Raw genomic sequence first — 25,589 nt, 5'->3', positions numbered from 1 at the left:
CGCTGTCTAGCAGGTGGTCAGTTGTCGGGCAGGTCGATCGGCCGGAGGTCGCGTTCGCTCATCGTCAGCGCCCATGGACCAGGGCCTCGCTTGACCATCTCCCGTCGCAGACGGGTCTCGTGTCGCAGGAACAGTGCCGCCTGTTCGCTGGGTCGTCGATCGGTCTTCCCGGCGAGGAACACCACGCGCAGGCCTTGAGACCGGTACTCGGTCAACTCCGCCGGCCGGGTCCGGATGCGTCTGTCGCGGGTGAGGACGACGAGGTCGTGGCGTGCGATGGTCGCCATCCATTCGAGGTCCGGGCAACCGAGAGGTACGTCGGGCAGCAGGACGTGGCCCGGGTGCACGACGTCGTCCCGGCCCTCCTTCAAGAGGCAACGGGCCATGCCGAGGCAGTTCTCGTCGGCGAAGAACGTGACCCCCGCCAGCGCGGCCACCGGTCAGGCGGCGTCGCGGGCGGCGATCAGCTCGAATCGAATCGCTTGATCCACCAAGGTCGGCGTCAAGTCGTACAGCTCGACCAGTTCGTCCCTCTCGCTGCCGGCGCGGAAGTCCTCGGCGATGGCGTCGGTACGGATTCCTCGGACAGTCGGCTGCCCGAAGGACCGGGCGGGGTCCATGGTCACGTCAGGTGTCGCTGCGGAAGGCCGGATGAGTGCGACGGCGTCGTCCTCGTAGTGCACCGAGTGCTGGAACCGCTCCGCAGCGGCCGACAGGACCACCTGACCGTTGCGAACGACCACGAGACTCAGGTCGGGGTCCAGCTCGAGTCGATCCTGCATGCGGCGGACGAGCTCTCGGTTGTCGACGGTCAGGAAGGGGCGCGCATGGGCCAGGGGGTAACGCCCGAACTCGTCGCGCAGGGCAGCGACCGCCGGACGCATCCTCTGCATGGACACCTTGCGGGAACGGAACTCGGCGAGCAGGCGGGCCTCGACGAGCTCACCCCAGGTGACGGCCGCCGAACCGTCGGAGTGCTCGCGGAGAACGGGTTCGTAGCGGGACCCTGAGCGCTCGTACCCGTCGAGCCAACGACGGGCGGTGCCAGCGGGCAGGCCGACGAGGCGGTCCACATCCCCGAAGGAGTAGATGGCCCGGTCGAGCATGGACACCGTCACCTCCGGATCATCCCATCCCTGAGCCCGGCGGGCGTCACGGTTGTGGACGGGATGTCCGGTGGGTCACCCCAACAGGTGGCGGGCGGCCGCGTAGCCGCCCAGGCCGCTGACGGCACCGCCGCGGACCGTGCCGCCGCTGGACGCCGCCACCACGCGCGGGTGGGCGGTGGCCGCGCCCCAGGTGCCCGCCGGCTGCGCCTCGGTCGCCACCGGCCAGGCCAGGTCGCCGTGGAAGATGTGCCCGCCCGGCATGGCGAGCGAGGCCTCGACGTCCAGCGGGGATGACGCCTGCAGGCACGGGCGGCCCTCCCCGTCGGTGGCCAGGCAGTCGGCCAGCGGCTCCTCGAGCTGGGCGTCCAGCTGGGCCACCACACGGCGGACCGCCTCCTCGCGGGTGCCGACCGGGTCGGCGGTGAACAGGTCGGCCGGGGTGTGCAGCCCGAACAGGGTCAGCGTGTGCAGCCCGGTGTCCCCGACGATCGAGGGGTCGGTGAGGGAGTGGCAGTACACCTCGAACGGGATGACGTCGGGCAGCCGGCCGGCCGAGGACTGCGCCCAGGCGGCGTCGATCTGCGAGGCGGCCTCGTCGACGTGGCAGGTGCCGCCGAACGCGACCGCCGGGTCCAGGCCCGACCGGGTGCGGGGCAGCCGGGTCAGCACCATGTTCACCTTGAGCTGGGCGCCCACCGGCCGGGGGCCCGGCGCCGCCCCGGTCAGCTCGTCGAGCACGGCCGGCGCGCAGCCGGCGACCACGTGGCCGGCGTCCACCGCGTGCGTCGTCCCGTCGTCGTCGGTCCAGTGCACCGTGACGCCGTCGTCGCGGGTCTCGACCGCGGTCACCGTCGCCCGGGTGCGGAGCTCGGCGCCGCCCCGGCGGGCGGCGTCGGCCATCGCGCCGCTGACCGCCCCCATGCCGCCGACCGGCACCCGCCAGAGGCCCGTGCCGTTGCCGACCAGGTGGTACAGGAAGCAGCGGCCGGCCAGCCCGTCGGCGGCGTGCACGTCGGCGGAGGTGCCGATCAGCCCGTCCGTGAGCGCGATCCCGCGGGCGACGTCGGAGTCCAGGTGGTCGGCGACCACGTCGGCCAGCGGGCGCTCGAGCAGGTCGCGGTACAGCTGCCGGTCGCGCAGCCGACGCTCCAGCTCGGCGGTGGTCGGCAACGGCTCGACCAGCGTGGGGGAGAGGTCCTCGGCCAGGGTGGCCAGCCGGTCGTAGAAGCGCTGCCAGCCGGCCCACTCGGCGTCGGACCCGGTGAGGTCGCGGAACGACTGCGCGGTGACCGGGCCGGGGTCGCGCTCCACGACCGGTGCACGGTCGCCGAGCAGGGTGGCCGAGCTGACCGCCCGGTCGGCCAGCCGGACGTCGAGGTCCAGGTCGGCCACGACCCGGTCGGGCAGCAGGCTGACCAGGTAGGAGTAGGCCGACAACCGGACGTCGACGCCGGGGAAGACCTGCTCGCTCACCGCCGCCCCGCCCAGGCCGGCCCGGCGCTCCAGGACCAGCACCGACCGGCCGGCCCGGGCCAGGTACGCCGCCGCGACCAGACCGTTGTGACCGCCGCCCACCACCACCACGTCGAAGCGCATCCCGGCATGGTGACCGACCGGCGGGGTCGCAGTCGTCCGCTCACGCGTTGTGAGCGTGCTCATGGCGTGTTCCGGGCGCAGACGTGGAGAAGTCCACAATCGCGGGGGCCTCACTTGTCACGAGTCGGCAACCCCCTTACCGTCGCCACGTCCGGACGGATCGTTCCGCCACCTCTCCCTGGTGGCACCGGCCGGACGCCGCCGAACCACAGCCGCCCCTCCAGCACCACCGGGGCGGACGTGGACCGGGGACCCACCGCAGCACTGGGGTGAAGCACGACGACCACCCAGGTCGACGTGCCGGGCGAACTTCCCGTCCGAATCCGTCAGCTAACTCGGTAGGCGGCTCGTTGGAAGAAGGGACCACCCGCCGCACATGGCGAGTACCAGCTTGTCCGCGCGTCGCCCTGCCCTCCGCGGGCGCCGCGCCGTCATCACCCTCTTCGCCGCCGCCGGGGTCCTGCTGACCGCCAGCCCCGCCGTGGCCGCCCCCGGCGACACCGCCGAGCCGACGACCTCGGCCGAGGCCGCGCAGCTGATCGTCGACCGGGGCCAGCAGCTCGAGGTCCTCACCGAGCAGTTCAACGACGCCCGCGTCGCGCTGGACACCGACCAGGCCGCCGCCGACCAGGCCGCCGCCACCGCGCAGGCCGCCCAGGCCGCCCTCGAGGCCGCCCGCGGCTCGGTCACCGACGTCGCCCGCACCGCCTACCAGGGCGGCAGCCAGCTCACCTCGCTGCAGGCGCTGCTCACCTCCACCTCGGCCGGTGAGTTCGTCGAGCAGACCGCGACACTGGACCTGCTCTCCCAGCACAACACCGACGTGCTCAGCGAGGCGCAGCAGGCCGACGAGGCCGCCGCCGCCGCGCAGCAGCAGGCCGAGCAGACCACTGCGCAGGCCCAGGCCCAGCTGGACGCGGTCACCGCGCAGCAGGCCGACCTGAACGCCCAGATCGCGGACTACCAGGCGCAGTACGACGCGCTGACCGCCGCCGAGCGCGCCGCCGTCGCCGCCGCGGGTGACACCGCGCCCGCCGCCAGCAGCTCCAGTGGCTCCAGCAGTGCCCCCACCAGCCCGGTGGGCTCCGTGGTCGCGAACTCCGCGGCTGCGCAGACCGCCGTCGACACGGCACTGGCCCAGGTGGGTGACCCGTACGTGTGGGCCGCTGCCGGGCCCGACAGCTTCGACTGCTCGGGGCTGGTGCAGTACGCCTACGCCGCTGCCGGCATCGCCGCTCCGCACTCGAGCAAGGCGCAGGCCGTGATGGGGCAGTCGGTCTCCCGCGGCGAGCTGCAGCCTGGTGACCTGGTGGCGTTCTACTCCCCGGTCAGCCACATCGGCATCTACATCGGCAACGGCATGATGGTGCACGCCCCGACGTCCGGTGACGTGGTCAAGGTGTCGAGCATCGACGCGATGGGCTCCTCGCCCACGGCGTACCGCCGCCTCGCCGGCTGAGCCACCCCGCAGCAGCACGGAGCCCCGGTCACCTCGGTGACCGGGGCTCCGTCGTGTCCGGGGCCGTGTGCGGGGGTCCGGTGCGGGGGTCTGGTGCGGGGTCCGTCACACCCGGGGACGCCGGCCGGGCCCGCCTCGTTGGGACAGGTCGTGGCCGCCCTCCTCGCACCCCGGACCGTCGCCCGTGCCTTCCGCGTCGTCGCCCTCGCCGAGGCGGTGAGCTGGGCGCTGCTGCTGGCCGGCATGTTCGTGAAGTGGGTGCTGGGCACGTCGGAGGTCGGTGTCCAGGTCGCCGGGCCGATCCACGGGGCGGTGTTCGTGGTCTACGTGGTGCTCGCGCTGGTCGCCTGGCGCGTGCTGCGGTGGGACCTGCCGACCGTCGTCCTGGCCCTGGTCTCCTCGGTGCCGCCGTTCATGACCGTGTGGTTCGAGCGGCGGGCCGTCCGCGACGGTCGGCTGCCGGTGGGCGCACCGGTCACCACCACCTAGCCTGCGGGGATGGTCGAGCCCACCACCGCACGCACCCTGCTGGCCCGCACCGCCCAGGTGCAGCGCGACGGCCGGGCGCCCAGCCTGGTGGCCGGCGTCGTCCGGGACGGCGGGCTGGCCTGGTCGGCCGGGCGCGGGGACGTCGCCGACCCGCACATCGACGTGCAGTACCGGCTGGGCTCGATCAGCAAGAGCATCACCGCGGTGGTCGTGATGCGGCTGCGCGACGAGGGCCGGCTGGGCCTGGACGACCCGCTGGACCGGCACGTCCCCGGCACCCCGCTGGGCAACCGCACCGTGGGCCAGCTGCTCTCGCACCTGGCCGGCGCCTCCAGCGAGAGCCCGGGCGGCTGGTGGGAGCGGGTGCCCGGCGGGTCGCTGGCCGACCTGCAGCTGGGCCCCGAGCACGTCGTCCTCGGGGCCGCGCGCCGGTTCCACTACTCCAACCTCGGCTTCGGCCTGCTCGGCGAGCTGGTCGCCCGGCACCGCGGCCGGCCGTGGGTCGAGGCGGTCACCGCCGAGGTGCTCGCACCGCTGGGCATGACCCGGACGACGCCTCGCCCGTCCGGTGCCGCCGCGCAGGGCACCGCCGTCCACCCGTGGGCCGACGTCGTCCTGCCCGAGCCCGAGCACGACGCCGGGGTGATGGACGCGGCCGGCCAGCTGTGGGCGACGCTGACCGACCTGGGCCGGTTCGCCGCCTTCCTGCTGGGCGACACCGGCGACGTGCTCGCCCCCGGCACGCTGGCGGAGATGACCGTGCCCGCCGGGGTGGACTTCTCCGCGCCCGGCTGGTCGGCCTACGGGCTCGGTCTGCAGGTGGTGCGGGTCGAGGGCACCACGCTGGTCGGGCACGGCGGGTCGATGCCGGGCTTCCTGGCCGGGGTGTTCGTCGACCGGTCCGAGGCGGCCGGCGCGGTGATGCTGGCCAACACCACCAGCGGCCTGGACCCACTCGTGCCCGGTCTGCTGGCCGACCTCAAGGCCGCCGAGCCGTACGTCGGGCCTGCGTGGACGCCGTCCCCGCCGCCGGTGCCGCTGGACGTCCTCGGCGTCTGGTTCTGGGGCCCGGCGCCGCACGTGCTGCGCGCGCAGGCCGGCGGCCTGCTGCACCTGGGTCCGCTGCCCGGCCGCGGCGGACGGGCCAGCCGGTTCACCCGGCGGGCCGACGGCAGCTGGGTCGGGCTGGACGGCTACTACGCCGGCGAGACGCTGCGGATCGCCGACGACCACCTGGACCTGGCCACGTTCGTCTTCACCCGGCAGCCCTACGACCCCGCCGCCCCGGTCCCCGGCGGCGTCGACCCCGCCGGCTGGCGCTGACCCCTGCGGCGTGGATCAGCTGGGTCCACCGACGTGCGTCCTGGCTCACCGACGCCGGTGAGCCAGGACGGCCGTTGCTGAACCCGGGGGCCAGCGCACCGAGTGACAGCTCAGCGCGGTCTCGAGGGCGCCGGAACCACCCTCAGCTGTCACTCGAGGCCGGCGGTCAGGCGCGGTCGAGGGCGGCCAGGGTGGCGTGGGTGGCGAAGCCGTAGGCCAGGTGCGGGACGACGTCGGCGGCCCAGTCGGTGGCCGACCAGGTCCGCGGATCGCTGATGCCCAGCGCGGCCATCGGGCCGTTCGCGCCGACCAGTGCCCCGACGGTGGCCACCAGGCCGCCGACGACGGGGTTCGGCCGGAAGCCCGCCGCGCGGGCCAACCCGGCGAGCACGCCGACCCCCACGCCCGCGGCGATCCCGGTGAGCGGGCCCAGGCCGGAGACCCGGTTGTCCCGGGTCTCGCCCTCGCCGGGGATCCCGACGTGGGCCTTGTCCGCGAGCGCCTCGACGGTCTGCTCCGGGGTGCTGCTGGTGCCGCGGCCGCGCAGCACCATGTCCAGGTAGGTGACGGTGTTCAGCACCGTCGTCCCGGCCGCGCCGGCAGCCGCGCCGCGGACCAACCACCCACCGGTGGAGATGCCGCGCCTGCCCTTGCCGATCGCACCGAAAGGGGTCTTCTTCGCCATGCCGGGCGGACTACCCGGGCGGGCCGGAGGTGGAAACCGTCACCAGGTGCAGATGGTGACCCGTTGCGCCGGCACCTGGCCGGTGGTGATGAAGGCGTCCACCGGCTCGTCGATGCACGGGTCGCCCCGGCCGTAGATCACGTGCGGGCCGTAGAGCTGCACGATCGCGGCGTCGGCCGGTCCGGCGCCGGGCACCAGGTCGCGGAACACGCTGCGCGCACCGACGAACGGGGTGGCGGGGTCGGTGTCGGCGTTGAGCACCATCACCGGGTAGGGCGGGTCGGTCACGGGTGCCGGGCGGGCGAAGTCGGGGGTGGTGGTCGACCCGGGCCAGAACAGGCAGTCCACGTCGCCGTAGAAGCTGCTCAGCCGCAGCTGGTCGACCCCCGCCGCGGCCCCGGCGTCCAGCCAGTCGTCGAGCACCGCCCGCGGGTCGCCGCCCTCGGGGACGACGTCGTAGTCCTGGCACTCGACGGCGTAGTACAGCGCGTCGGAGAAGTCCGACGTCGGGCCGTAGCCGCCGTTGCCCAGTGCGTCGAGACCGGCGAAGTCCCCGACCAGGGCGTCGTTGAGCGCGTCGGTGAACTCCTGCCGGGCGTACGGGTCACCCATCGACGACCCCGCCGCCGCGCGCAGCGTGTAGTCGTCCACCGGGTCGCCCCCGGGCGGGGTGACCGGGTCGGCGGCCAGCCGGGCGAGCAGGGCGTCGTAGTCGGCGAGGGAGTCCCCGGGTGCGACGGCCGCGCACACGGGGTTCGTGTCGCACCGGGCCAGCGTGGCGACGAGGACGTCGGACTGGCCCTGCGCCTGCTCGACGGCGAACTCGGGCTGGTCGGTGGCCAGGTCCACCACACCGTCCACCAGGAGCCCGGCGACCCGGTCGGGGTGCGCGGCGGCGTAGGTCTGCACGTACTGGGTGCCGTAGCTCTCGCCGTAGAGGGTCAGCTCCGGGGCGTCCAGCCACTGCCGGAAGTCCTCCAGGTCCTCGACGGCCTGGGCGGTGGCGTAGCGGGGTGCGGTGGCCGGGTCGACGCCGGCCTCGGCGAAGCAGTCCTCGCCGAAGCCGGTGCTCGCGTCGGCGAAGGCGTCCCGCTCGGCGGGGGTCGACGAGGTGTCCACGAACCCCGAGTAGGAGTAGTAGGTGTCGTCGCAGCGCAGCTCCTGGGACAGCCCGATCCCGCGCTGGTCGAGGAAGACGACGTCGAAGCCCTGCCGGACGTCGTCGGGGAAGGCCGCGGCGTAGGAGTCGGCCACGTCCAGACCGCTGGACCCCGGCCCGCCGGTGGCGGTGACGTAGACGCCCTTCCGCTCGCCCTCCGCCCGCAGCACGCCGAAGGTGACGTCCCAGTGCTCGCCGGCCGGCTGCGCGTGGTCGACCGGCACGCTGAGGGTCACGCAGGAGAAGTCGGACGCACCGTCGGCCCCGGCGTCCGCGCACGGCTGCTCGGAGACGAACTCCCACCCGTCGGGCGCGGGGGACGCCGTCCCGTCGATCCGGCACCCGGCCAGCAGCAGCACGACCAGCACGAGCACAGGGCGGATCCGCACGGCGCACCCTAACCGGGCTGCACCGCCGGTCAGCGCCCGGCGGCGCGCCTGAGCAGCGGGGTCATCCGGTGGTCGACGAAGCGCCGCAGCGCCAGGTTCGTGTCGGTGCGCTGGACGCCGGGGATGGCCAGCACCTGCTCGCTGATCCGCCACAGGTCGTCGGCGTCGCGGGCCACCACCTGCACGAGCAGGTCCGCCGCCCCGGACAGGCCGATGACCTCGAGCACCTCGGGGATGTCGGCCAACCCGGCGCTGACCTCGGCCAGCGACGTCTGCACCACCGTCACCGTGACGTAGGCGCCCAGCGGGTAGCCCAGGGCCTCGGGCCGCACGCGCCGCTCGAAGGGGTCCAGCACCCCGCCGGACTCGAGCCGGGTCAGCCGGGCCTGCACGGTGTTGCGGGCCAGCCCGAGGGTCTGCGACAGCGCCATCACCGTGGCCCGCGGATCCTCGGACAGGGCGAGCAGCAGCCGGGCGTCGGTGGCATCGATCCCGCTCACGGTGCTCAGTGTGCCACGCCACATCCCGGTCCGACTGATCATCCTGCTCAGATCCGGGCAGCTGCCTTGCGCATCTCGGCCGGGCAGTGATGTGCTGCACACGGAGCTCTGCGACGTGAGGAGAACAGCCGTGACCGCGCTCGGCGAGATGGTCGACCCCGTACCCGGGGCGGGTGCACCGCACCTGCCTGCCCAACCCGACCTGGTGCAGCTGCTGACGCCCGAGGGCGAACGGGTCGAGCACCCGGACTACGCGATCGACGTCACCGACGACGAGCTCCGGTCCCTCTACCGCGACCTCGCACTGGTCCGCCGGTGGGACGTCGAGGCCACCGCGCTGCAGCGCCAGGGCGAGCTCGGCATCTGGGCCTCCCTGCTGGGCCAGGAGGCCGCGCAGATCGGCGCCGGCCGCGCGCTGGGCGCGCAGGACATGGCCTTCCCCACCTACCGCGAGCACGGCGTCGCGTGGGCCCGCGGGGTCGACCCGCTGCACGTCATCAGCCTGTTCCGGGGCAACGACCTCGGTGGCTGGGACCCGCTGGCGACCAAGTTCAACCTGTACACCGTGGTCATCGGCGCGCAGTGCCTGCACGCCACCGGCTACGCCATGGGCATCCAGCGCGACTCGGGGACGGCGGGCGGCGACGGGGCCGCGATCGCCTTCCTCGGCGACGGCGCGACCAGCCAGGGCGAGGTCAACGAGGCCATGATCTGGGCCGCCACCTTCGACGCCCCGGTCGTGTTCTTCTGCCAGAACAACCAGTACGCGATCTCGGTGCCGATCGAGCGCCAGTCCAAGGTGCCGCTGTTCCGCCGCGCCGCCGGCTTCGGGTTCCCCGGCGTCCGGGTCGACGGCAACGACGTCCTCGCCGTCCTGGCCGTCACCCGGGCCGCGCTGGCCCGGGCGCGCGAGGGCTCGGGCCCCACCTTCATCGAGGCGTTCACCTACCGGATGGGCGCGCACACCACCTCCGACGACCCGACCCGCTACCGGCTGGCCGACGAGCTGGAGGAGTGGAAGCTGCGCGACCCGATCGCCCGGCTCAAGGCCCACCTGTCCCGCTCGGGCAAGGCCGACGCCGACTTCTTCGCCTCGGTCGAGGCCGAGGGCGACGAGCTGGCCGTCCGCATCCGCAAGGGCACGCTGGAGATGCCCGACCCGGCCGGCACCGAGATGTTCGACCACGTGTACGCCGAGCAGACCGACGAGATCGCCGCCCAGCGCGCGGAGTTCCTCGCCTACCAGGAGGGCTTCGCCTCGTGACCACGCTGACGTTGGGCAAGGCCCTCAACACCGGCCTGCGCAAGGCCATGGAGGACGACCCGAAGGTCGTGCTCATGGGCGAGGACATCGGCAAGCTCGGCGGGGTCTTCCGGATCACCGACGGGCTGCAGAAGGACTTCGGCGAGGCGCGGGTGGTCGACACCCCGCTGGCCGAGGCCGGCATCCTGGGCACCGCGGTCGGGCTGGCCATGCGCGGCTACCGGCCGGTCGTGGAGATCCAGTTCGACGGGTTCGTCTTCCCCGCCTACAACCAGATCGTCACCCAGGTGGCCAAGATCCACGCCCGCTCGCGCGGCCGGCTGCCCATGCCGATCACCATCCGCATCCCGTTCGGCGGCGGCATCGGCGCGGTCGAGCACCACAGCGAGAGCCCCGAGGCCTACTTCGCGCACACCACCGGGCTCAAGGTCGTCGCGGTGTCCAACCCCTCGGACGCCTACTGGATGCTGCAGCAGGCCATCGCCAGCCCCGACCCGGTGGTGTTCTTCGAGCCCAAGCGCCGGTACTGGGACAAGGCCGAGGTCGACCTGGAGGCCACCCCGCCGCCGCTGTTCAGCTCCCGGGTGGTGCGGGCCGGCGACGACGTCACGCTGCTGGCCTACGGCCCGATGGTGAAGACGGCGCTGCAGGCCGCCGAGGCCGCCGCCGAGGAGGGCCGCTCGCTGGAGGTCATCGACCTGCGCACGCTGTCCCCGCTGGACCTGGGTCCGGTCGAGGAGTCGGTCCGCCGCACCGGCCGCTGCGTCGTCGTCCACGAGGCGCAGACCAACCTGGGCCTGGGCGCCGAGATCGCCGCCCGCGTGACCGAGACCTGCTTCCACTCCCTGGAGGCCCCGGTGCTGCGGGTCGGTGGCTACGACGTCACCTACCCGCCGTCCAAGCTCGAGGAGGAGTACCTGCCCGACCTGGACCGGGTGCTGCACGTCGTCGACCGCTCGATGGAGTTCTGATGCCGGACCTGCGCCAGTTCAAGCTGCCCGACGTCGGCGAGGGCCTGACCGAGGGCGAGATCCTGCAGTGGCTGGTGGCCGTCGGCGACGTCGTCGTGACCAACCAGCCGCTGTGCGAGGTGGAGACGGCGAAGGCCGCCGTCGAGCTGCCCAGCCCGTACGCCGGCACCGTGGTCGAGCTGCTGCACGAGCCGGGGACGACGGTCGACGTCGGCTCGCCGATCATCACCATCGACATCGGCGGGGACGCACCCGCAGCGGCCGCGGACGACGACACCCCCGCCGCCGGGCTGATCGGCGGGCCCGCGCCCGGCGGTCGCACCTCGGTGCTGGTCGGCTACGGCCCCAAGAACACCGAGGCCAAGCGCCGTCCCCGGAACGCCGGCGCCGCGGTGGCCGAGCGGGCGACCGCCCCGCAGGTGCTGCCCGAGGCCGACTACGGCAGCGGCGGCACCGAGCGACCGCCGCTGCTGGCCACGGCACCGGACGCGACGAGCAAGCCGGTGCGGCACGGCGGGCTGGAGATCGGCCGGGCCGCCGAGCAGCACGCCACGGACACCGAGGCCGCGTCGTCGCAGGCGGTCGCGCCCGGACGCCGGGCCCCGCGCCCGCTGGCCAAGCCGCCGGTGCGCAAGTACGCCAAGGACCTCGGGGTCGACCTGACCACGGTCACCGGCAGCGGTGCCGGCGGGGTCATCACCCGCGCCGACGTCGACGCCGCCCGGTCCGGGGCGCAGTCCGGTGCAGCGACCCCCGCCCGGACGCCGGCCGAGCTGGCCGCCGACGCCGGGACCGTCGTCCGGTTCCCCGCGGCCGAGGCCGGCACCGAGGGCCGCGAGCAGCGGATCCCGATCAAGGGCGTCCGCAAGCACACCGCGGCGGCGATGGTGACCAGCGCGTTCACCGCCCCGCACGTCACGGAGTTCCTCACCGTCGACGTCACGCGGATGATGGCGCTGCGCACCCGGCTGGCGTCCCGTCCCGAGCTGGCCGGTCTGCGGGTCAGCCCGCTGCTGTTCGTGGCCAAGGCGCTGCTGCTGGCCGCGCACCGGCACCCGATGGTGAACAGCTCGTGGGACGAGGCGGCGCAGGAGATCGTGGTCAAGGACTACGTGAACCTGGGCATCGCCGCGGCCACCCCGCGCGGGCTGATCGTGCCCAACATCAAGGACGCCGGCCGGCTGTCCCTGGCCGAGCTGGCCGGTGCGCTGGGCGACCTGACCGCCACCGCGCGCGAGGGCAAGACCAGCCCGACGGCGATGTCCGGCGGCACGATCACGATCACCAACGTCGGCGTGTTCGGCGTGGACACCGGGACGCCGATCCTCAACCCCGGCGAGTCGGCGATCCTGGCCTTCGGCGCGATCCGCGAGATGCCCTGGGTGCACAAGGGCAAGATCAAGGTCCGCCAGGTCACCCAGCTGGCGCTGTCGTTCGACCACCGGATCATCGACGGCGAGCTGGGCTCGAGGTTCCTGGCCGACATCGGCGCCGTGCTGCACGACCCGGGCGTGGCGCTCGTCCTGTAGCCACCCCGGGAACGAGCGAGGGAGCCCTTCCCGAACGCCAGCTGCCTGGCCGTTCGGGAAGGGCTCCCTCGCTCGTGCGGTGCGGTGCTACTCCGCGTCGAGGTCGCGCTCGACCATCGCGGCGATCTGGTCGAGGGCGGCCTGGTCGTCGCTGGAGACCTCGACCTCGGCGCCCTTCTTGGCGCCCAGGGTCATGATCATCAGCGGCGAGCCGGCGTCGACCGGGTTGCCGCCGGGCGTGGCGAGGGTGACGGGCACCCCGGCCTTGCCGACGGCCTCGGCGATCAGGGCGGCGGGACGGGCGTGCAGGCCGACGGCGGAACCGACGGTCACGGTCTTGCTGGGCATGGAGGTGCGCTCCTCTTCGTCGAGTGAGGTGCGGGGCGCGGACGGCGGACCGCCCGCGCCCCGGTGTCGGGGTCGATCCTGTCAGCTCGCGGCGACCGCGGCACCCGTGGTCGAGGACGGGGCACCGACCATCGCTGCCTCGGTGGCCTCGGCCGGGGCGGCCTCGGGGGTGCGGCCGACGGACTTGGCCAGCGTGACGGCGACGCCGCCGACGACCGCACCGATGATCACCGCGATGATGAACAGGAAGAAGTTGCTCATCGCGAAGAACACGAAGATGCCGCCGTGGGGGGCGCGCAGCTCGACGCCGGCACCGGCCACGATCGCGCCGGTGGTGGCACCGCCCAGCATCATCGAGGGGATGACCCGCAGCGGGTCGGCCGCGGCGAACGGGATGGCGCCCTCAGAGATGAAGGACAGGCCCAGCAGCCAGGCGGCCTTGCCGTTGTCGCGCTCGGCGGCGGTGTACAGCTTGGGCCGGACGACGGTGGAGATCGCCATGGCCAGCGGGGGCACCATGCCGGCGGCCATGACCGTGGCCATGATGACCAGCTGCTGGCGGCCGCCGTCACCGGCGATCGCCGCGGTGAGGCCGGTGGTGGCGAAGACGTAGGCCGCCTTGTTGACCGGGCCGCCCAGGTCGAAGCACATCATCAGGCCCAGGATGATCCCGAGCAGGATCGCCGAGGCGCCGGTGAGGCCGTTGAGGAAGTTGCCCAGGCCGGTGAGGGCCGCGGCCAGCGGTCGGCCGAGGAAGAGCACCATGATGCCGCTGGAGATCAGGGTGGCCAGCAGCGGGATGATCACGACCGGCTGCAGCCCGCGGACGCCGGCGGGCAGCTTCCACTTGCTGATCCACAGGGCCACGAAGCCGGCGATGATGCCGCCGACGACGCCGCCGAGGAAGCCCGCGCCGACGGTCCCGGAGACCGCACCGACGACGAAGCCGGGCACGATGCCGGGCCGGTCGGCGATGGCGTAGGCGATGTAGCCGGCCAGGGCCGGGACCAGGAAGCCGAAGGCGGCCTGGCCCAGGACGGTGAACAGCGCGCCCAGGTAGCCGAGCAGGCCGTCGTTGAGGCCGGAGCCGACGTCGCCGGCGACCGGCAGGTTGAAGAAGCTGTTGTTCAGCGCCCAGTTCAGCGCGTAGCTCTGGCCGCCGGCCGAGTCCGGGTCGGTGAGCACGATCTGGTAGCCGCCGAAGAGGAAGCCCAGCGCGATGAGCAGACCACCGGCCGCGACGAACGGGATCATGTAGCTGACGCCGGTGAGCAGCCAGCGGCGGATCTCCGCACCGGTGCTGGGCTTGCCGCCCGAGGAGGACGGGGAGTCCGCGACGCCGGTGCCGGGGACGCGGCGGGCGTTCGGGTCCTGGGCCGCGGCGAGGGCCTCGCGGATCATGACCTCGGGCTCCTGGATGGCCCGCTTGGTGCCCGACTGGATGACCGGCTTGCCGGCGAACCGCTCCCGGTCCTTGACGCCCACGTCGACGGCGAAGATGACCGCGGCGGCCTTGCTGACCACCGAGGGGTCGATCGGGGTGGAGCCCGAGGAGCCCTGGGTCTCCACGTGCAGGTCGACGCCCATCTCGCGGGCGGCGGCGGCCAGCTTGTCGGCGGCCATGTAGGTGTGCGCGATGCCGGTCGGGCAGGCGCTGACCGCGATCAGCGTCGGGCCGGCGGCGGCCGGTGCCGCGGCGGCGGGGGCGGCCGCGGCCGGGGCGGCGACGGTGGCGGGTGCGGCGGTCGGCGCGGGGGCGACGACGTCCTGCACCAGGGCGACGACCTCGTCGGCCGAGCCGGCGGCGCGCAGCGAGGCGACGAACTCCGGCCGGACCAGCGCGCGGGCCAGCGCGGACAGCAGCGTCAGGTGGTCGGCGTCGCCGGCGGCCGGGGCGGCGATCAGGAAGACCAGGTCGGCCGGGCCGTCCGGGGCGCCGAAGTCGGCGCCGGGGGTCAGCCGGGCGAAGGCCAGCGAGGCCTCGGTGACGGCGGCGGAGCGGCAGTGCGGGATCGCGATGCCGCCGGGCAGGCCGGTCGCGACCTTGGCCTCCCGGTCCATCGCGTCGGAGTACAGGCCGTCGGCGGAGGTGGCCCGGCCGCTGGCGGCCACCAGCTCGGACAGCTGGCGGATGACCGCTGTCTTGTCGGCGCCCGGGCTGACGTCGAGCGCCACCAGGTCGGAGGTGATGAGTGCGGACACGGGAGGTCTCCTGGGTTCGGGGGGTGTGTCAGTGGGAGAGGGACGGTGCAGAACCGGCGAAGCCGGGGGTGACCTGTACTGCTGCACCGTCCACCTGGGTCGGGGTGGGGACGGCGGATCCGGGGAGCGACGCCGAGGCCGCTCCGTAGGCGACCGCGCTGCGCAGCCGGTCGGCGGGGGAGGCGCCGGCGAGGTCGGCCAGCAGGTAACCGGCCAGGCTGCAGTCGCCGGCGCCGACCGTGCTGCGCACGGTGATCGCCGGCGGGCGGGCGGAGAAGAGCTCGCCGCCCGCGGTGGACAGCAGGGCGCCGTCGGCACCGAGGGTGAGCAGCACCTCGCGGACCCCGCGCTCGTGCAGGACGGCGACGGCGGCCAGCGCGGCCTGCGGGTCGGCGACGACCTCGGCCTCGCTCACCCCGGCCAGCTGGGCGAGCTCCTCGGTGTTGGGCTTGAGCAGGTCCGGCGCGGCGTCCGGGCCGGCGGCGAGCAGCGCCAGCAGCGGGGCCTCGGAGGTGTCCACGGCGATCCGGGCACCGGTGCGGCGGACGGCGCGGACCAGGTCGGCGTACCAGTCGACCGGGGTGCCCGGCGGCAGCGAGCCGCACAGCGCGACCCAGCGGGCGCCGACGGCGTGCTCGGCGACCGCGGCGGCCAGCGCGGCCCGGGCGGCCTCGTCCAGGACGGCGCCGGGCTCGTTGAGCTTGGTGGTCGTGCCGTCGGGCTCGGTGAGCGTGTAGTTGGTGCGCACCGGCGTCCCGATGCCGACGGTGGCCAGCCGCAGGCCGAGGGCCTGCAGCGCGCGGACGATGGGGTCGTCGTCGGCGGCGGGCAGCACCGACACGACGTCGGCGCCGGCGGCGGCCACCGCACGGGAGACGTTGACGCCCTTGCCGCCGGGCTCGGTGCTGCTGGCGCCCAGGCGGGCGACGCTGCCGCGCTCCAGCGGACCGGGCAGCGCCAGCGTCCGGTCCAGGCTGGGGTTCGCCGTCAGGGTGACGATCATGCGGTGAGGACCTCGATCCCGTGCGATTCGATCTCGGTGACGACGTCCGGGTCGGCCTCGTCGTCGGTGATGAGGACATCGACGTCGTCGATGCGGGCGAAGCGGACCAGGTGCTCGCGGCCGAGCTTCGAGCTGTCGGCGAGCACGACCACCCGCTGGGCGGCGCGGACCATGGCGCGCTTGGAGGCGGCCTCGGTCTCGTCGGGGGTGGTGAAGCCGTGCGCACCGGTGACCCCGTTGGCGCCCAGGAAGACCACGTCGGCCTTCAGGTCGGCCAGGGCGGCGACGGTGGACTCACCGACGGCGGTCTGGGTGATGCCGCGGACCCGCCCGCCCAGCACGTGCAGGTCGATCCCGGGGGCGACCGACAGCCGGTGCGAGATCGGCACCGAGTTGGTGACCGCGAGCAGCCGGCGGCCGGCGGGCAGCACCTCGGCCAGCGCGGCGGTGGTGCTGCCGCCGTCCAGGATCAGGCTGCCGTCGTTCTGCGGCACGAGGTCCACCGCGGCCAGGGCGATCCGCCGCTTCTGCTCGGTGCGGGTGCTGCGCCGCTCGCCGAGGGCGGGCTCCAGGACGGTCAGCGCGTTCGTGGGGACGGCGCCGCCGTGCACCCGGCGCAGCATCCCCGAGCGCTCGAGCAGGGCGAGGTCGCGGCGGACGGTCTCGGTGGTCACGCCGAACCGCTCGGCGACCGCGGTGACGGCGACCCGCCCGCGCTGCGCGACGAGTCCGGCGATGGCCTGCTGGCGTTCCTCGGCGTACACGGTCACCTCCGTCCCAGCGTTGCGTCGGTCACGTCCGCCTGCCCGTTTGTGTGGGTTCGGATGTGTGTTGGTGTTGTTTTACGTCCGTTACGTTGACAAGTCAAGGGCGAGTCGTGACTCTGGTCACCGGGCAGTCCGGTCAGCGTCCACCCCTCGGTCGCCGACCCGCCAGCCCGTCGTCACCACCGTTCCACCCGCGTCGCCGTCGCCGCGTCCGTCCCGCCGTCTCCCCCCGCGCAGTCCCAGAGAGAGGTCCTCGATGTCGACCACCCACCCCGACGTCACCAGCACCGAGGCCGGCGGGCCGACGGTGCTCACCGGTACCCCGGTGGTCCCCGGTGTGGCCCTCGGGCCGGTCATCCGCCCGCACGGCGCGGTGCAGCTGCCCACCGAGGACGACGCCCCGGTCGCCGAGGCGGACCGGGCCGGCGAGCGGGCGCGGTTCTCCGCGGCGGCCGAGCTGGTGGCCGGTCGGCTGACCGAGCGGGCCGCGGCGGCCAGCGGGGTCAGCGCGGCGGTGCTGCAGACGACGGCCGGTCTGGCCAAGGACCGCGGCCTGCTGTCCACGGTCGAGCAGCGGATCGACGCCGGCGCCTCGGCGGCCGTGGCCACGGTGGGCGCCGCCCAGCAGTTCGCCGAGCTGTTCACCAGCCTCGGCGGGCTGATGGCCGAGCGGGTCACCGACGTCAACGACGTCCGGGACCGGATCGTGGCCGAGCTGACCGGGCAGAGCGAGCCGGGCGTGACCATGCCCGACACCCCGTCGGTGCTGCTGGCCGACGACCTGGCCCCGGCCGACACCGCCGGCCTGGACCCCGCCCGGGTGGTCGCGCTGGCCACCCGGCTCGGCGGCTCGACCAGCCACACCGCGATCATCGCCCGCCAGCTGGGCCTGCCCTGCGTGGTGGCCGTCGGCGGCCTGGCCGACGTCCCCGAGGGTGCGGTCGTGCTGGTCGACGGCGAGCAGGGCACGGTCACCGTCGACCCCGACCCGGCTGACGCGCAGACCCGCGTGGAGGCCGCGAAGACCGCGGCCGCCGCGCTGGCCGGCTACGAGGGCCCGGCGACCACCGCCGACGGGCACGCCGTCCAGGTGCTGGCCAACGTGCAGGACGGCGCCGGGGCGCGGGCCGCCGCGGCGGCGCACGCCGAGGGCGTCGGGCTGCTGCGCACCGAGCTGGCCTTCCTGGGCCACAGCGAGGAGCCCTCGGTCGAGGAGCAGGCCACCGGCTACGCCGCGGTGTTCGAGGCCTTCGCCGGCCGCAAGGTCGTCGTCCGCACCCTGGACGCCGGCTCCGACAAGCCGCTGGCCTTCGCCACCCCGGCCGACGAGGCCAACCCGGCGCTCGGCGTGCGCGGGCTGCGCACCACCCGGTTGAACCCCGGCATCCTCACCCGCCAGCTCGACGCGGTGAAGCAGGCGGCGGAGGCCACCGGTGCCGCGCCGTGGGTGATGGCGCCGATGGTGTCCACCGTCGCCGAGGCTGCCGACTTCGCCGCGCTGGTGCGCGAGCGGGGCATGGTGCCCGGCGTGATGGTCGAGGTGCCCTCGGTGGCGCTGCTGGCCGACCGGTTCCTGGAGCACCTGGACTTCCTGTCCATCGGCACCAACGACCTGTCGCAGTACACGCTGGCCGCCGACCGGCTGTCGGGTGACCTGGCCGACCTGACCGACCCGTGGCAGCCGGCGCTGCTGCGCATGGTGCAGCTGACCGCCGAGGCCGGGCAGCGGACCGGCAAGCCGGTCGGGGTCTGCGGCGAGGCCGCCGCCGACCCGCTGCTGGCCTGCGTGCTGGTCGGGCTGGGCATCACCTCGCTGTCGTGCGCGGCCTCCTCGGTCGCCGGCGTGGGCGCGAAGCTCGGCACCGTCACGCTGGCCACCTGCCAGCGGGCCGCCGAGGTCGCGCTGTCCGCCGCCGACCCGCAGGCCGCCCGCGCCGCCGTCCGCGAGGTCGTCGACGCCGCCTGACGCAGCACCCGCCCGCTCGTCGGGCAAAGGAACCTCTGCACCCCCTCTCCGCGACGAAGGGGGGTGCAGAGGTTCCTTTGCCGTTCCCGGGAGGTGGTGAGGCGACGCGCCCGAGGGTCCGGGTGGGCCTGGACACAGCGCCGGACGGCGGGGGTGGCGCAGGCCACCGCTGGGGTGTGTCCTGCGGCACGATTCTTAGGTTCCTGCTGCTTTCGGGTGAACATCCGTAGATCAAACGCCGACGTGACCTGTGTTCCGTTGGAATAGAAGCGGCTCCGCCTGCTTTAATGCAGGTGTAACAACCACCCAGCAGCACGGAAGAAGGAACCACCATGAGCAGCGTGACCAGCACCTGGCGTCAGCGTCGTCAGGCGTCGCGGACCCGTCGGGCCCTGGACGCCGCCCTCGCCCGCAGCAGCAGCCCCGCGATGCGCGACGACCTGCTGACCCTGGCCAACAGCACCCAGTTCTCCAGCTTCACCCGATAAGGACCCCCTCGTCCCCCACGACGCGCTCCGCACGCCGCGGGGCCCTACGAGGGGGCCGACAGCTCACGACCCCGACTCCCACCAGGGAGTGCGGGGTCGTCCGCTGTCCGGGGTCGGGTCAGTCCTCGGTGAGCTTGCGGCGCAGGACGGCCTGCTCGTCCGGGCCGAAGCCGTGCGCGTCCAGCCAGCCCAGCGGGCCGCCGTGCCGCTCGTCGAGCAGGTCGAGCACCCGCCGCATGGTCTCCGCCCGCGGGGTGTGGCTGGCGACGTCCCGGCGGGTCATGTCCTCGGCGTAGGTCGGCCGCGCGGCCAGCTTGGCCACCACGCCCTCGATCCGCTCCGCGGTCTGCGCGTAGTCGGCGACCACGGCCTCCCGCTGCACCCCGGCCACGCTCAGCGCCAGGGCGCACACCACGCCGGTGCGGTCCTTGCCCGCCGCGCAGTGCACGACCGAGGCGCCGGGGGCGGCGGTGACCGCGCGCAGGGCGCCGACCACGTTGTCCGCACCGTCGGAGAGGTAGCCCAGGTAGGCCTTCACCGACGGCGGCTCGTCCTCGTCGCCGGGCCCCGCCGTGCGGGGGAGCAGCGTCTCCACCCAGTCGGCGGGCAGGTCGACGTCGCCGGCCGCGTCGTCGTCGGCGAACACGTCGGTGTACTCGCCGACCTCGGGGATCAGCGAGAAGTGCCGGTGGTCGACCCCGGCCACGGCGCGCAGCGGACCGCGGCCCTCCATGCGCACCTCTGCGCTGGTGCGCAGGTCGACCACGTCGGTCAGCCCGAACCGGTCGGTGAGCAGCTCGACGTCGGTCGGGGTGAGCTCCTGCAGGTCGTCGCTGCGCAGCACCCGCCCGGGGACCGTCGTCCCGCCGCCGGCCAGCGGCAGGCCGCCGAGGTCGCGGGTGTTGGCGGTGCCGGTCAGGTCGATCCAGCGGTCGTCGGCCATGCCCCGAACCTAGTCAGCCGCCGCGCCGCCGGACTCCTAGGGTGGGTCCCGGCCACGACGAGGTGGCCGCGGTCGCAGGGGGTGGGTCGGTGACGACGCAGGACACGGACGCCGGGATGCAGGCCCGGGTGGTGCGCAAGGTCGCCGTCCGGCTGATCCCCTTCCTGGGGCTCGCCTACTTCCTCAACTACGTCGACCGCACGAACATCGGGTTCGCCAAGCTCACGATGAGCGCGGACCTCGGGCTGACCGAGACGATGTTCGGGCTGGCCAGCGGGCTGTTCTTCATCGGCTACCTGCTCTTCGAGGTGCCCAGCAACATCGCGCTGCACCGGTTCGGCGCCCGCCGCTGGATCGCCCGCATCCTGGTGACGTGGGGGCTGATCGCCGCCGCGATGGCCTTCGTGCAGAACGCCCCGATGCTCTACGCGTTCCGCGTCCTGCTGGGCATCGCCGAGGCCGGGTTCTTCCCCGGGATCATGCTGTACCTGACGTTCTGGGTCCCGCGCTCGGTGCGGGTGCGGCTGACCGGGCTGTTCATGATCGCGCTGCCGGCCTCCAGCGCCCTGGGTGCGCCGGTCGCGGGGGCGATCCTGCAGTACTGGGACGGCCTCTTCGGCCTGGCCGGCTGGCGGATCATGTTCCTGGTCCTCGGCCTGCCCGCCGTCGTGCTGGGCGTCGCGGCGTGGTTCTACCTGACCGACCGGCCGAAGGACGCCGACTGGCTGGCCGCCGACGAGCGGCGGTGGCTCGACGACACCATGGCCGCCGAGCAGCAGGCGACGCAGGCGTCGGGCAAGCACCGGGTCCGGGACTCGCTGCGGGACCCCCGGGTGTGGGCGCTGGGCCTGGTCTACTTCGGCGTCACCTACGGCCTCTACGCGCTGAGCTTCTTCCTGCCGACCATCGTCGCCGGGTTCGCCGAGTCCTTCGACACCGAGTTCTCGATCCTGGAGAACGGGCTGATCGTCGCCGTCCCGTTCGCCGTCGGCGCGGTGGCGATGGTGTTCTGGTCCCGGCACTCGGACCGCACCGGTGAGCGGGTCTGGCACGTCGCGCTGCCCGCCCTGCTGGGCGCGGTGAGCATCCCGGTCGCGCTGTACATGGAGTCCCCGCTGGCCACGATGGCGGTGATCACCGTGACCGCGGTCGGCGTCTTCTGCGCGCTGCCGGTCTTCTGGTACCTGCCCTCGACCTTCCTGGCCGGCGCCGGCGCGGCCGCCGGGATCGCACTGGTGAACACGCTGGGCAACAGCTCGGGCTTCGGGGCGCCCTACATCACCGGCTTCCTGCTCGACGCCACCGGCAACTCCCGGGCCGGGCTCTGGGTGGTCGGCGTGATGATGCTGGTCGCCGGCCTGACGGTGCTCGCGCTGCGCGGTCGCCTCCGCGCCGCGGACACCGACCGCGTCCGGGCATGAGGTTCGTCATGGGTCGACCGTGCAGGAGCCGCCGCAGGTCGTGAGGGACGGCACCTGCCCGGGGGCGGGACGGCGGGCAACGTCAGGGGTGACCGATCGAGCCCCTGGAGGACGACGATGCAGACCACCGCCGCAGCACCCTCGACCGCGGTCCCCGCGATCGAGGTCACCGACCTGCGCCGCAGCTACGGCGACTTCGAGGCCGTCCGCGGCATCTCCTTCGAGGTCCGGCCCGGGGAGGTGTTCGCCCTGCTCGGCGTCAACGGCGCCGGCAAGACCTCCGCGCTGGAGGTGCTGGAGGGCCTGGCGGCGCCCGGCGGCGGCAGCGTCCGGATCCACGGCGCCGACCCGGTGCGCGACCGCACCGCCGTCCGCTCCCGGATGGGCATGCTGCTGCAGAGCTCGGGGCTGCCCGGCGACCTCACCGTCGCCGAGACCGTGCGCAGCTGGGCCGGCACGCTGTCCGCCCCGCGGGACGCCGACGAGGCCATCGCCCAGGTCGGGCTGACCGGCCGGGCCGACGTCCGGGTGCGCAGCCTGTCCGGCGGCGAGCGCCGTCGCCTGGACCTCGCGCTGGCCGTGCTGGGCCGCCCCGACGTGGTCGTCCTCGACGAGCCGACCACCGGGTTGGACCCGGAGAGCCGCCGGCAGGTGTGGCGGCTGGTCCAGGACATGGTGGACGGCGGGGCCGCCGTGGTGCTGACCACCCACCACCTGGAGGAGGCCGAGGAGCTGGCCGACCGGGTCGCCATCCTCAAGGCCGGCCGGATCGTGCTCTCGGGCACCCAGGAGGAGATCGCCGAGACCCAGCCGGCCGTCGTCCGCTTCACCCTCGACGCGGGCACCCCGCAGCCACCGGTGCCGACCGCCGTCCAGGTCGTGTCCACCGGTCCCCGGTACGAGTGGCACACCCGGGCGCTGCAGCCGGTGCTGGCCGAGCTGCTGGCCTGGGCCGCCGAGCACGGCGTGGTGCTGCGGTACCTGCAGGCCACCGCCGCGTCGCTGGAGCAGGCGTTCCTGGCCGTCGCCGAGGGCCGGGTCGGGGAGGCCGCGTGAGCGCCGCACCGACCACCCGCCCCACCACCCAGGAGAGGACCGACATGACCACGACCACCGCCACCCGACCCACCGGACCGTCCCGCCCGGCCCGGCTGCGCGCCGCCGCCGGCGCCGAGGCCCGCCTGCTCGTCCGCAACCGCACCGCCGTCTTCAACTCCGTGCTCATGCCGCTGCTGCTGGTCGCGGCGGTGCCCGCGCTGGGGATCGGCGGCGGAGAGGTCGGCCTCGGCCCCACGCTGCTGACCGCCGCCGTGGTGATCAGCCTGGTCTACCTGACCTACTACAACCTGGTCACCACCTACGTGGCCCGCCGGGAGGACCTGGTGCTGCAGCGGATGCGCACCGGGGAGCTCTCCGACGGCGAGGTGCTCGCCGCGACCGCCGTCCCCACCCTGCTGGTCACCGTCGGCCAGCTGGTCGTGGTCACCGCCGGCGTCGTCGCGCTGGGCGAGTGGTCGGCCCCGGTGCAGCCGCTGCTGGTGGTCGTCGGCGTCCTGGCCGGGCTCGTGCTGATGGTCCTGTTGGCGATCGCGAGCACCGGCTTCACCCGCACCGCGGAGTCCGCGCAGATCACCACGCTGCCGATCGTCCTGGTCTCCAGCGCCTTGTCGGGCATGTTCTTCCCGCTGTCGACCCTGCCCGAGTGGCTGTCGGGCATCGCCCGGTTCCTCCCGGTGACCCCGGTCGTGGACCTGCTGCACCTGGGCTTCTCCGGCACCACCTGGGAGGGCGAGCCGATCGGCGACGTGTCCGTCTGGACCTGGGCGGTCTTCCCGGCAGGCGTCCTCGTGGCCTGGATCGTGGTGGCCGCGGTGCTGGCCCGCCGCGGGTTCCGCTGGGCGCCGCGCCGGTGACCGTGCGCGCCACCCCGGCCCGGCACGGCAGCATGGCTGCCGTGCCGGGCCTGACGCGTTGGTGGAGCAGCCGGTCGGACACCGACCGGATCGAGATCTACACCCGCTGGTCGTTCCACGTCACGCTGGTCGGGCTGCCCTTCGTGCTGCTGCTGGCCACGGTGTCGGCCTACCGGGGCCGGGGTGTCGTCTGGGACCTCGCCCTCGCCGTGGCCGCCCTGGTCACCACCGGGGCGTGCATCGTGGTGGCCGAGACCGGGTTCCGGCGGGCCGTCGTCCCGCGTCCGGCACTGGTGGTCGCGCTGGTGGCCGGGGCGACCACGGTCGGGCTCGGCCTGCAGGTCACCGCCGCCCGGGACGCCGACGGGGTGCCGTCGCCGGCGGGGCCGTGGTTCGTCGGGCTGGTCGCCGCGGGTGTGCTGGTCGCGCTGTCGGTCACCGTGCCCTACCGGCCCCTGGTCGGCGGGTCGCTCGTCGCCGGCGTGCTGTCGGCCGCGGTCGGGGCGGCGCGCGGCGTCCCGCTCCTGGGGGCCGTGATCGTGGGGCTGTCGATCGTCGTGGCGCTCGTCGGGTTCGTCGGGGCGTTCCGGTTCAGCGTCTGGCTGCTGGACGTCGTCCGGGAGCAGGAGCGGGCGCGCGGGGTGCAGGCCCAGCTGGCCGTCGCCGAGGAGCGGCTGCGGTTCGCCCGCGACCTGCACGACGTGATGGGCCGCAACCTGTCGGCGATCGCGGTGAAGTCCCAGCTCGCCGAGCAGCTGGTGCGCCGCGGCCGGCCCGAGGCCGCCGACGAGGTGGCCGCGATCGGCGCGCTGGCCGGGTCGTCGCTGGCCGAGGTCCGCGAGGTGGTGCGCGGCTACCGGGCGGTCGACCTGGGCTCCGAGCTCGCCGGTGCGCGCTCGGTGCTGCGCGCGGCCGGCATCGACTGCGTGGTGCAGGGCGAGGACGCCGACCTGACCGAGCAGGCGCAAGTGGTGCTGGGCTGGGTCGTGCGCGAGGCGGTGACCAACGTGCTGCGGCACGGGTCCGGCGGGTCGTGCACCATCGCGGTCGTGGAGTCGGGCCCGGACGTGTCGTTGACCGTGACCAACACCGCCACCGGCGACGTCGGGGCATGGGGCTCGGGGCTCACGGGCCTGTCCGAGCGGCTGGCCGCCGCCGGCGGGCGCCTCTCGGCGCAGCGGGTCGGCGCCGACTTCGTGCTGGTCGCGGAGGTGCCGGCGTGATCCGCCTGCTGCTGGCCGACGACGAGAACCTCATCCGGACGGCGCTGGCCGCCCTGCTCGGGCTGGAGGACGACCTCGAGGTGGTGGCCCAGGCGGCCTCGGGCGCGGAGGCGCTGGCGATGGCCCGGGCGCACCGGCCCGACGTCGCGGTGCTGGACCTGCAGATGCCCGACCGGGACGGCATCTCGGTGGCCGGTGACCTCGCCGAGGCACTGCCAGGCTGCGGGGTGGTCATCGTGACCGGGCACGGGCGGGCCGGGCACCTGAAGCGGGCGCTGTCGGCCGGCGTGCGCGGGTTCCTGCCCAAGACGGTGAACGCCGCGGTGCTCGCCCAGGTGGTGCGCACCGTGCACACCGGCGGGCGCTACGTGGACCCCGAGCTGGCCGCCGAGGCGATCAGCGCCGGGGACTCACCGCTCACCCCTCGCGAGGCCGACGTGCTCGAGCTCGCCGCCGGCGGGGCGACGGTCGAGGAGATCGCGGCCAAGGTGCACCTATCGGTGGGCACGGTGCGCAACCACCTGTCGTCGGCGGCCGGCAAGCTCGGCGCCGCCAACCGGCACGCCGCCGTGGACGCCGCCCGCCGCCACGGCTGGATCTGACTCAGGAGTTGTCGGGCTGGGCCTCGGAGTCGTCGTCCTGGGCGGCGTCGTCGGTGGTCAGCGTGGTGTCGTCGCTGCCGGGGACGGTGTCGCCGGGGCGGCCGTCGACCAGGTTGTCGTCGGAGGGGGCATCGGCCGGGTTGGTGATCGGGTCGCTCATGCCCCGCTCCCTGCCCCGCGCGGCCGCGGCTCACCCATCGCCGCGCGAGCGAGGGGTGAGCACGGCGTGGTTCCTGGGCA

General features: G+C 74.3%; 25 protein-coding genes and 1 riboswitch. Of the genes, 13 read left to right on the top strand and 12 right to left on the bottom strand.

Features of this window, described 5'->3' with window-relative positions; translation table 11 throughout:
• Positions 1-17 precede the first annotated feature (17 nt).
• The 3 genes from UXQ13_RS17130 to UXQ13_RS17120 all read right to left on the bottom strand — a co-directional run bounded on the left by UXQ13_RS17130 (position 18) and on the right by UXQ13_RS17120 (position 2,705).
• Complete coding sequence (locus UXQ13_RS17130) at positions 18-437, bottom strand: PIN-like domain-containing protein (protein WP_225233289.1); 420 nt, start codon at positions 435-437, stop codon at positions 18-20.
• Positions 438-440: 3 nt separating this feature from the next.
• Positions 441-1,118 carry a DUF433 domain-containing protein gene (locus UXQ13_RS17125; RefSeq protein WP_225233288.1) on the bottom strand — a complete coding sequence of 226 codons (678 nt, stop codon included), beginning with the start codon at positions 1,116-1,118 and terminating at the stop codon, positions 441-443.
• A 63-nt stretch (positions 1,119-1,181) separates the two neighbouring features.
• Positions 1,182-2,705 (bottom strand): phytoene desaturase family protein, encoded by a 1,524-nt coding sequence (locus UXQ13_RS17120; RefSeq protein ID WP_225233287.1) that lies wholly within the window; start codon positions 2,703-2,705, stop codon positions 1,182-1,184.
• Positions 2,706-2,908: 203 nt separating this feature from the next.
• Positions 2,909-3,066, top strand: a riboswitch (cyclic di-AMP (ydaO/yuaA leader).
• 15 nt (positions 3,067-3,081) lie between these two features.
• Here UXQ13_RS17120 and UXQ13_RS17115 point away from each other — a divergent pair.
• From UXQ13_RS17115 to UXQ13_RS17105, 3 genes are all read left to right on the top strand, one after another.
• Complete coding sequence (locus UXQ13_RS17115; RefSeq protein ID WP_225233286.1) at positions 3,082-4,164, top strand: C40 family peptidase; 1,083 nt, start codon at positions 3,082-3,084, stop codon at positions 4,162-4,164.
• 150 nt (positions 4,165-4,314) lie between these two features.
• On the top strand, positions 4,315-4,653 hold the full coding sequence (locus UXQ13_RS17110) for a DUF3817 domain-containing protein (RefSeq protein ID WP_225233285.1): 339 nt from the start codon (positions 4,315-4,317) through the stop codon (positions 4,651-4,653).
• A gap of 9 nt (positions 4,654-4,662) precedes the next feature.
• On the top strand, positions 4,663-5,976 hold the full coding sequence (locus UXQ13_RS17105) for a serine hydrolase domain-containing protein (protein WP_225233284.1): 1,314 nt from the start codon (positions 4,663-4,665) through the stop codon (positions 5,974-5,976).
• A gap of 166 nt (positions 5,977-6,142) precedes the next feature.
• Here the strand turns inward: UXQ13_RS17105 and UXQ13_RS17100 are convergent, their stop codons facing one another.
• The 3 genes from UXQ13_RS17100 to UXQ13_RS17090 are packed head-to-tail and all read right to left on the bottom strand — an operon-like array spanning position 6,143 to position 8,709.
• Positions 6,143-6,661, bottom strand: a complete 519-nt coding sequence (locus tag UXQ13_RS17100) for a hypothetical protein (protein WP_225233283.1) — start codon at positions 6,659-6,661, stop codon at positions 6,143-6,145.
• 39 nt (positions 6,662-6,700) lie between these two features.
• The gene (locus UXQ13_RS17095) at positions 6,701-8,209 is read right to left on the bottom strand and encodes an alpha/beta fold hydrolase (protein WP_225233282.1); all 1,509 of its coding nucleotides are present in this window, start codon (positions 8,207-8,209) and stop codon (positions 6,701-6,703) included.
• Between the two features lie 29 nt (positions 8,210-8,238).
• Positions 8,239-8,709 (bottom strand): Lrp/AsnC family transcriptional regulator, encoded by a 471-nt coding sequence (locus UXQ13_RS17090; RefSeq protein WP_225233281.1) that lies wholly within the window; start codon positions 8,707-8,709, stop codon positions 8,239-8,241.
• A gap of 130 nt (positions 8,710-8,839) precedes the next feature.
• On the opposite strand from UXQ13_RS17090, the gene pdhA reads away from it, so the two are divergent.
• Genes pdhA through UXQ13_RS17075 form a run of 3 tightly spaced genes read left to right on the top strand, consistent with a single transcriptional unit; the run spans position 8,840 to position 12,473 of the window.
• Positions 8,840-9,973, top strand: coding sequence for a pyruvate dehydrogenase (acetyl-transferring) E1 component subunit alpha (pdhA, locus tag UXQ13_RS17085; protein WP_336392583.1), 1,134 nt, complete (start codon positions 8,840-8,842; stop codon positions 9,971-9,973).
• Positions 9,970-10,944, top strand: coding sequence for an alpha-ketoacid dehydrogenase subunit beta (locus UXQ13_RS17080; protein ID WP_225233279.1), 975 nt, complete (start codon positions 9,970-9,972; stop codon positions 10,942-10,944). The genes pdhA and UXQ13_RS17080 overlap by 4 nt, the downstream gene beginning before the upstream one ends.
• The gene (locus tag UXQ13_RS17075) at positions 10,944-12,473 is read left to right on the top strand and encodes a dihydrolipoamide acetyltransferase family protein (RefSeq protein ID WP_225233278.1); all 1,530 of its coding nucleotides are present in this window, start codon (positions 10,944-10,946) and stop codon (positions 12,471-12,473) included. The genes UXQ13_RS17080 and UXQ13_RS17075 overlap by 1 nt, the downstream gene beginning before the upstream one ends.
• Positions 12,474-12,560: 87 nt before the next feature.
• On the opposite strand, the gene UXQ13_RS17070 is transcribed toward UXQ13_RS17075, so the two are convergent.
• From UXQ13_RS17070 to UXQ13_RS17055, 4 genes are all read right to left on the bottom strand, one after another.
• Positions 12,561-12,821: an HPr family phosphocarrier protein gene (locus UXQ13_RS17070; RefSeq protein WP_225233277.1), complete on the bottom strand. Its 261-nt coding sequence runs from the start codon at positions 12,819-12,821 to the stop codon at positions 12,561-12,563.
• 81 nt (positions 12,822-12,902) lie between these two features.
• Positions 12,903-15,023: a PTS fructose transporter subunit IIABC gene (locus UXQ13_RS17065; protein ID WP_336392582.1), complete on the bottom strand. Its 2,121-nt coding sequence runs from the start codon at positions 15,021-15,023 to the stop codon at positions 12,903-12,905.
• Positions 15,024-15,051: 28 nt separating this feature from the next.
• Positions 15,052-16,026: a 1-phosphofructokinase family hexose kinase gene (locus tag UXQ13_RS17060; RefSeq protein ID WP_225233275.1), complete on the bottom strand. Its 975-nt coding sequence runs from the start codon at positions 16,024-16,026 to the stop codon at positions 15,052-15,054.
• A complete protein-coding gene (locus UXQ13_RS17055) occupies positions 16,023-16,790 on the bottom strand; it encodes a DeoR/GlpR family DNA-binding transcription regulator (protein WP_225233274.1) in 768 nt (255 codons plus the stop codon). Before UXQ13_RS17055 ends, UXQ13_RS17060 begins: the two co-directional genes overlap by 4 nt.
• Positions 16,791-17,049: 259 nt before the next feature.
• On the opposite strand from UXQ13_RS17055, the gene UXQ13_RS17050 reads away from it, so the two are divergent.
• Both UXQ13_RS17050 and UXQ13_RS17045 read left to right on the top strand, forming a co-directional pair.
• Positions 17,050-18,759, top strand: a complete 1,710-nt coding sequence (locus UXQ13_RS17050; RefSeq protein ID WP_336392581.1) for a phosphoenolpyruvate--protein phosphotransferase — start codon at positions 17,050-17,052, stop codon at positions 18,757-18,759.
• Positions 18,760-19,091: 332 nt separating this feature from the next.
• Positions 19,092-19,247: a hypothetical protein gene (locus UXQ13_RS17045; RefSeq protein ID WP_225233272.1), complete on the top strand. Its 156-nt coding sequence runs from the start codon at positions 19,092-19,094 to the stop codon at positions 19,245-19,247.
• 118 nt (positions 19,248-19,365) lie between these two features.
• Here UXQ13_RS17045 and UXQ13_RS17040 read toward each other — a convergent pair whose 3' ends face one another.
• Complete coding sequence (locus UXQ13_RS17040; protein ID WP_225233271.1) at positions 19,366-20,190, bottom strand: tyrosine-protein phosphatase; 825 nt, start codon at positions 20,188-20,190, stop codon at positions 19,366-19,368.
• An 89-nt stretch (positions 20,191-20,279) separates the two neighbouring features.
• Here UXQ13_RS17040 and UXQ13_RS17035 point away from each other — a divergent pair, with 89 nt between their 5' ends.
• From UXQ13_RS17035 to UXQ13_RS17015, 5 genes are all read left to right on the top strand, one after another.
• Positions 20,280-21,611, top strand: a complete 1,332-nt coding sequence (locus tag UXQ13_RS17035) for an MFS transporter (RefSeq protein ID WP_225233270.1) — start codon at positions 20,280-20,282, stop codon at positions 21,609-21,611.
• A 117-nt stretch (positions 21,612-21,728) separates the two neighbouring features.
• Positions 21,729-22,667, top strand: coding sequence for an ABC transporter ATP-binding protein (locus UXQ13_RS17030; RefSeq protein WP_336392580.1), 939 nt, complete (start codon positions 21,729-21,731; stop codon positions 22,665-22,667).
• Complete coding sequence (locus UXQ13_RS17025) at positions 22,664-23,524, top strand: ABC transporter permease (RefSeq protein ID WP_225233268.1); 861 nt, start codon at positions 22,664-22,666, stop codon at positions 23,522-23,524. Before UXQ13_RS17030 ends, UXQ13_RS17025 begins: the two co-directional genes overlap by 4 nt.
• Before the next feature lie 41 nt (positions 23,525-23,565).
• Positions 23,566-24,747 (top strand): sensor histidine kinase, encoded by a 1,182-nt coding sequence (locus tag UXQ13_RS17020; RefSeq protein ID WP_225233267.1) that lies wholly within the window; start codon positions 23,566-23,568, stop codon positions 24,745-24,747.
• Entirely contained in the window at positions 24,744-25,349 is a 606-nt protein-coding gene (locus tag UXQ13_RS17015) for a response regulator transcription factor (protein WP_225233266.1), read from the top strand. The genes UXQ13_RS17020 and UXQ13_RS17015 overlap by 4 nt, the downstream gene beginning before the upstream one ends.
• A gap of 1 nt (position 25,350) precedes the next feature.
• Here the strand turns inward: UXQ13_RS17015 and UXQ13_RS17010 are convergent, their stop codons facing one another.
• Positions 25,351-25,509, bottom strand: a complete 159-nt coding sequence (locus UXQ13_RS17010) for a hypothetical protein (RefSeq protein ID WP_225233265.1) — start codon at positions 25,507-25,509, stop codon at positions 25,351-25,353.
• Positions 25,510-25,589: the final 80 nt, after the last annotated feature.

The organism is Klenkia terrae (assembly GCF_037083865.1).
GTDB lineage: Bacteria > Actinomycetota > Actinomycetes > Mycobacteriales > Geodermatophilaceae > Klenkia > Klenkia terrae.
This window is presented reverse-complemented; position numbering and strand designations above follow the sequence as displayed.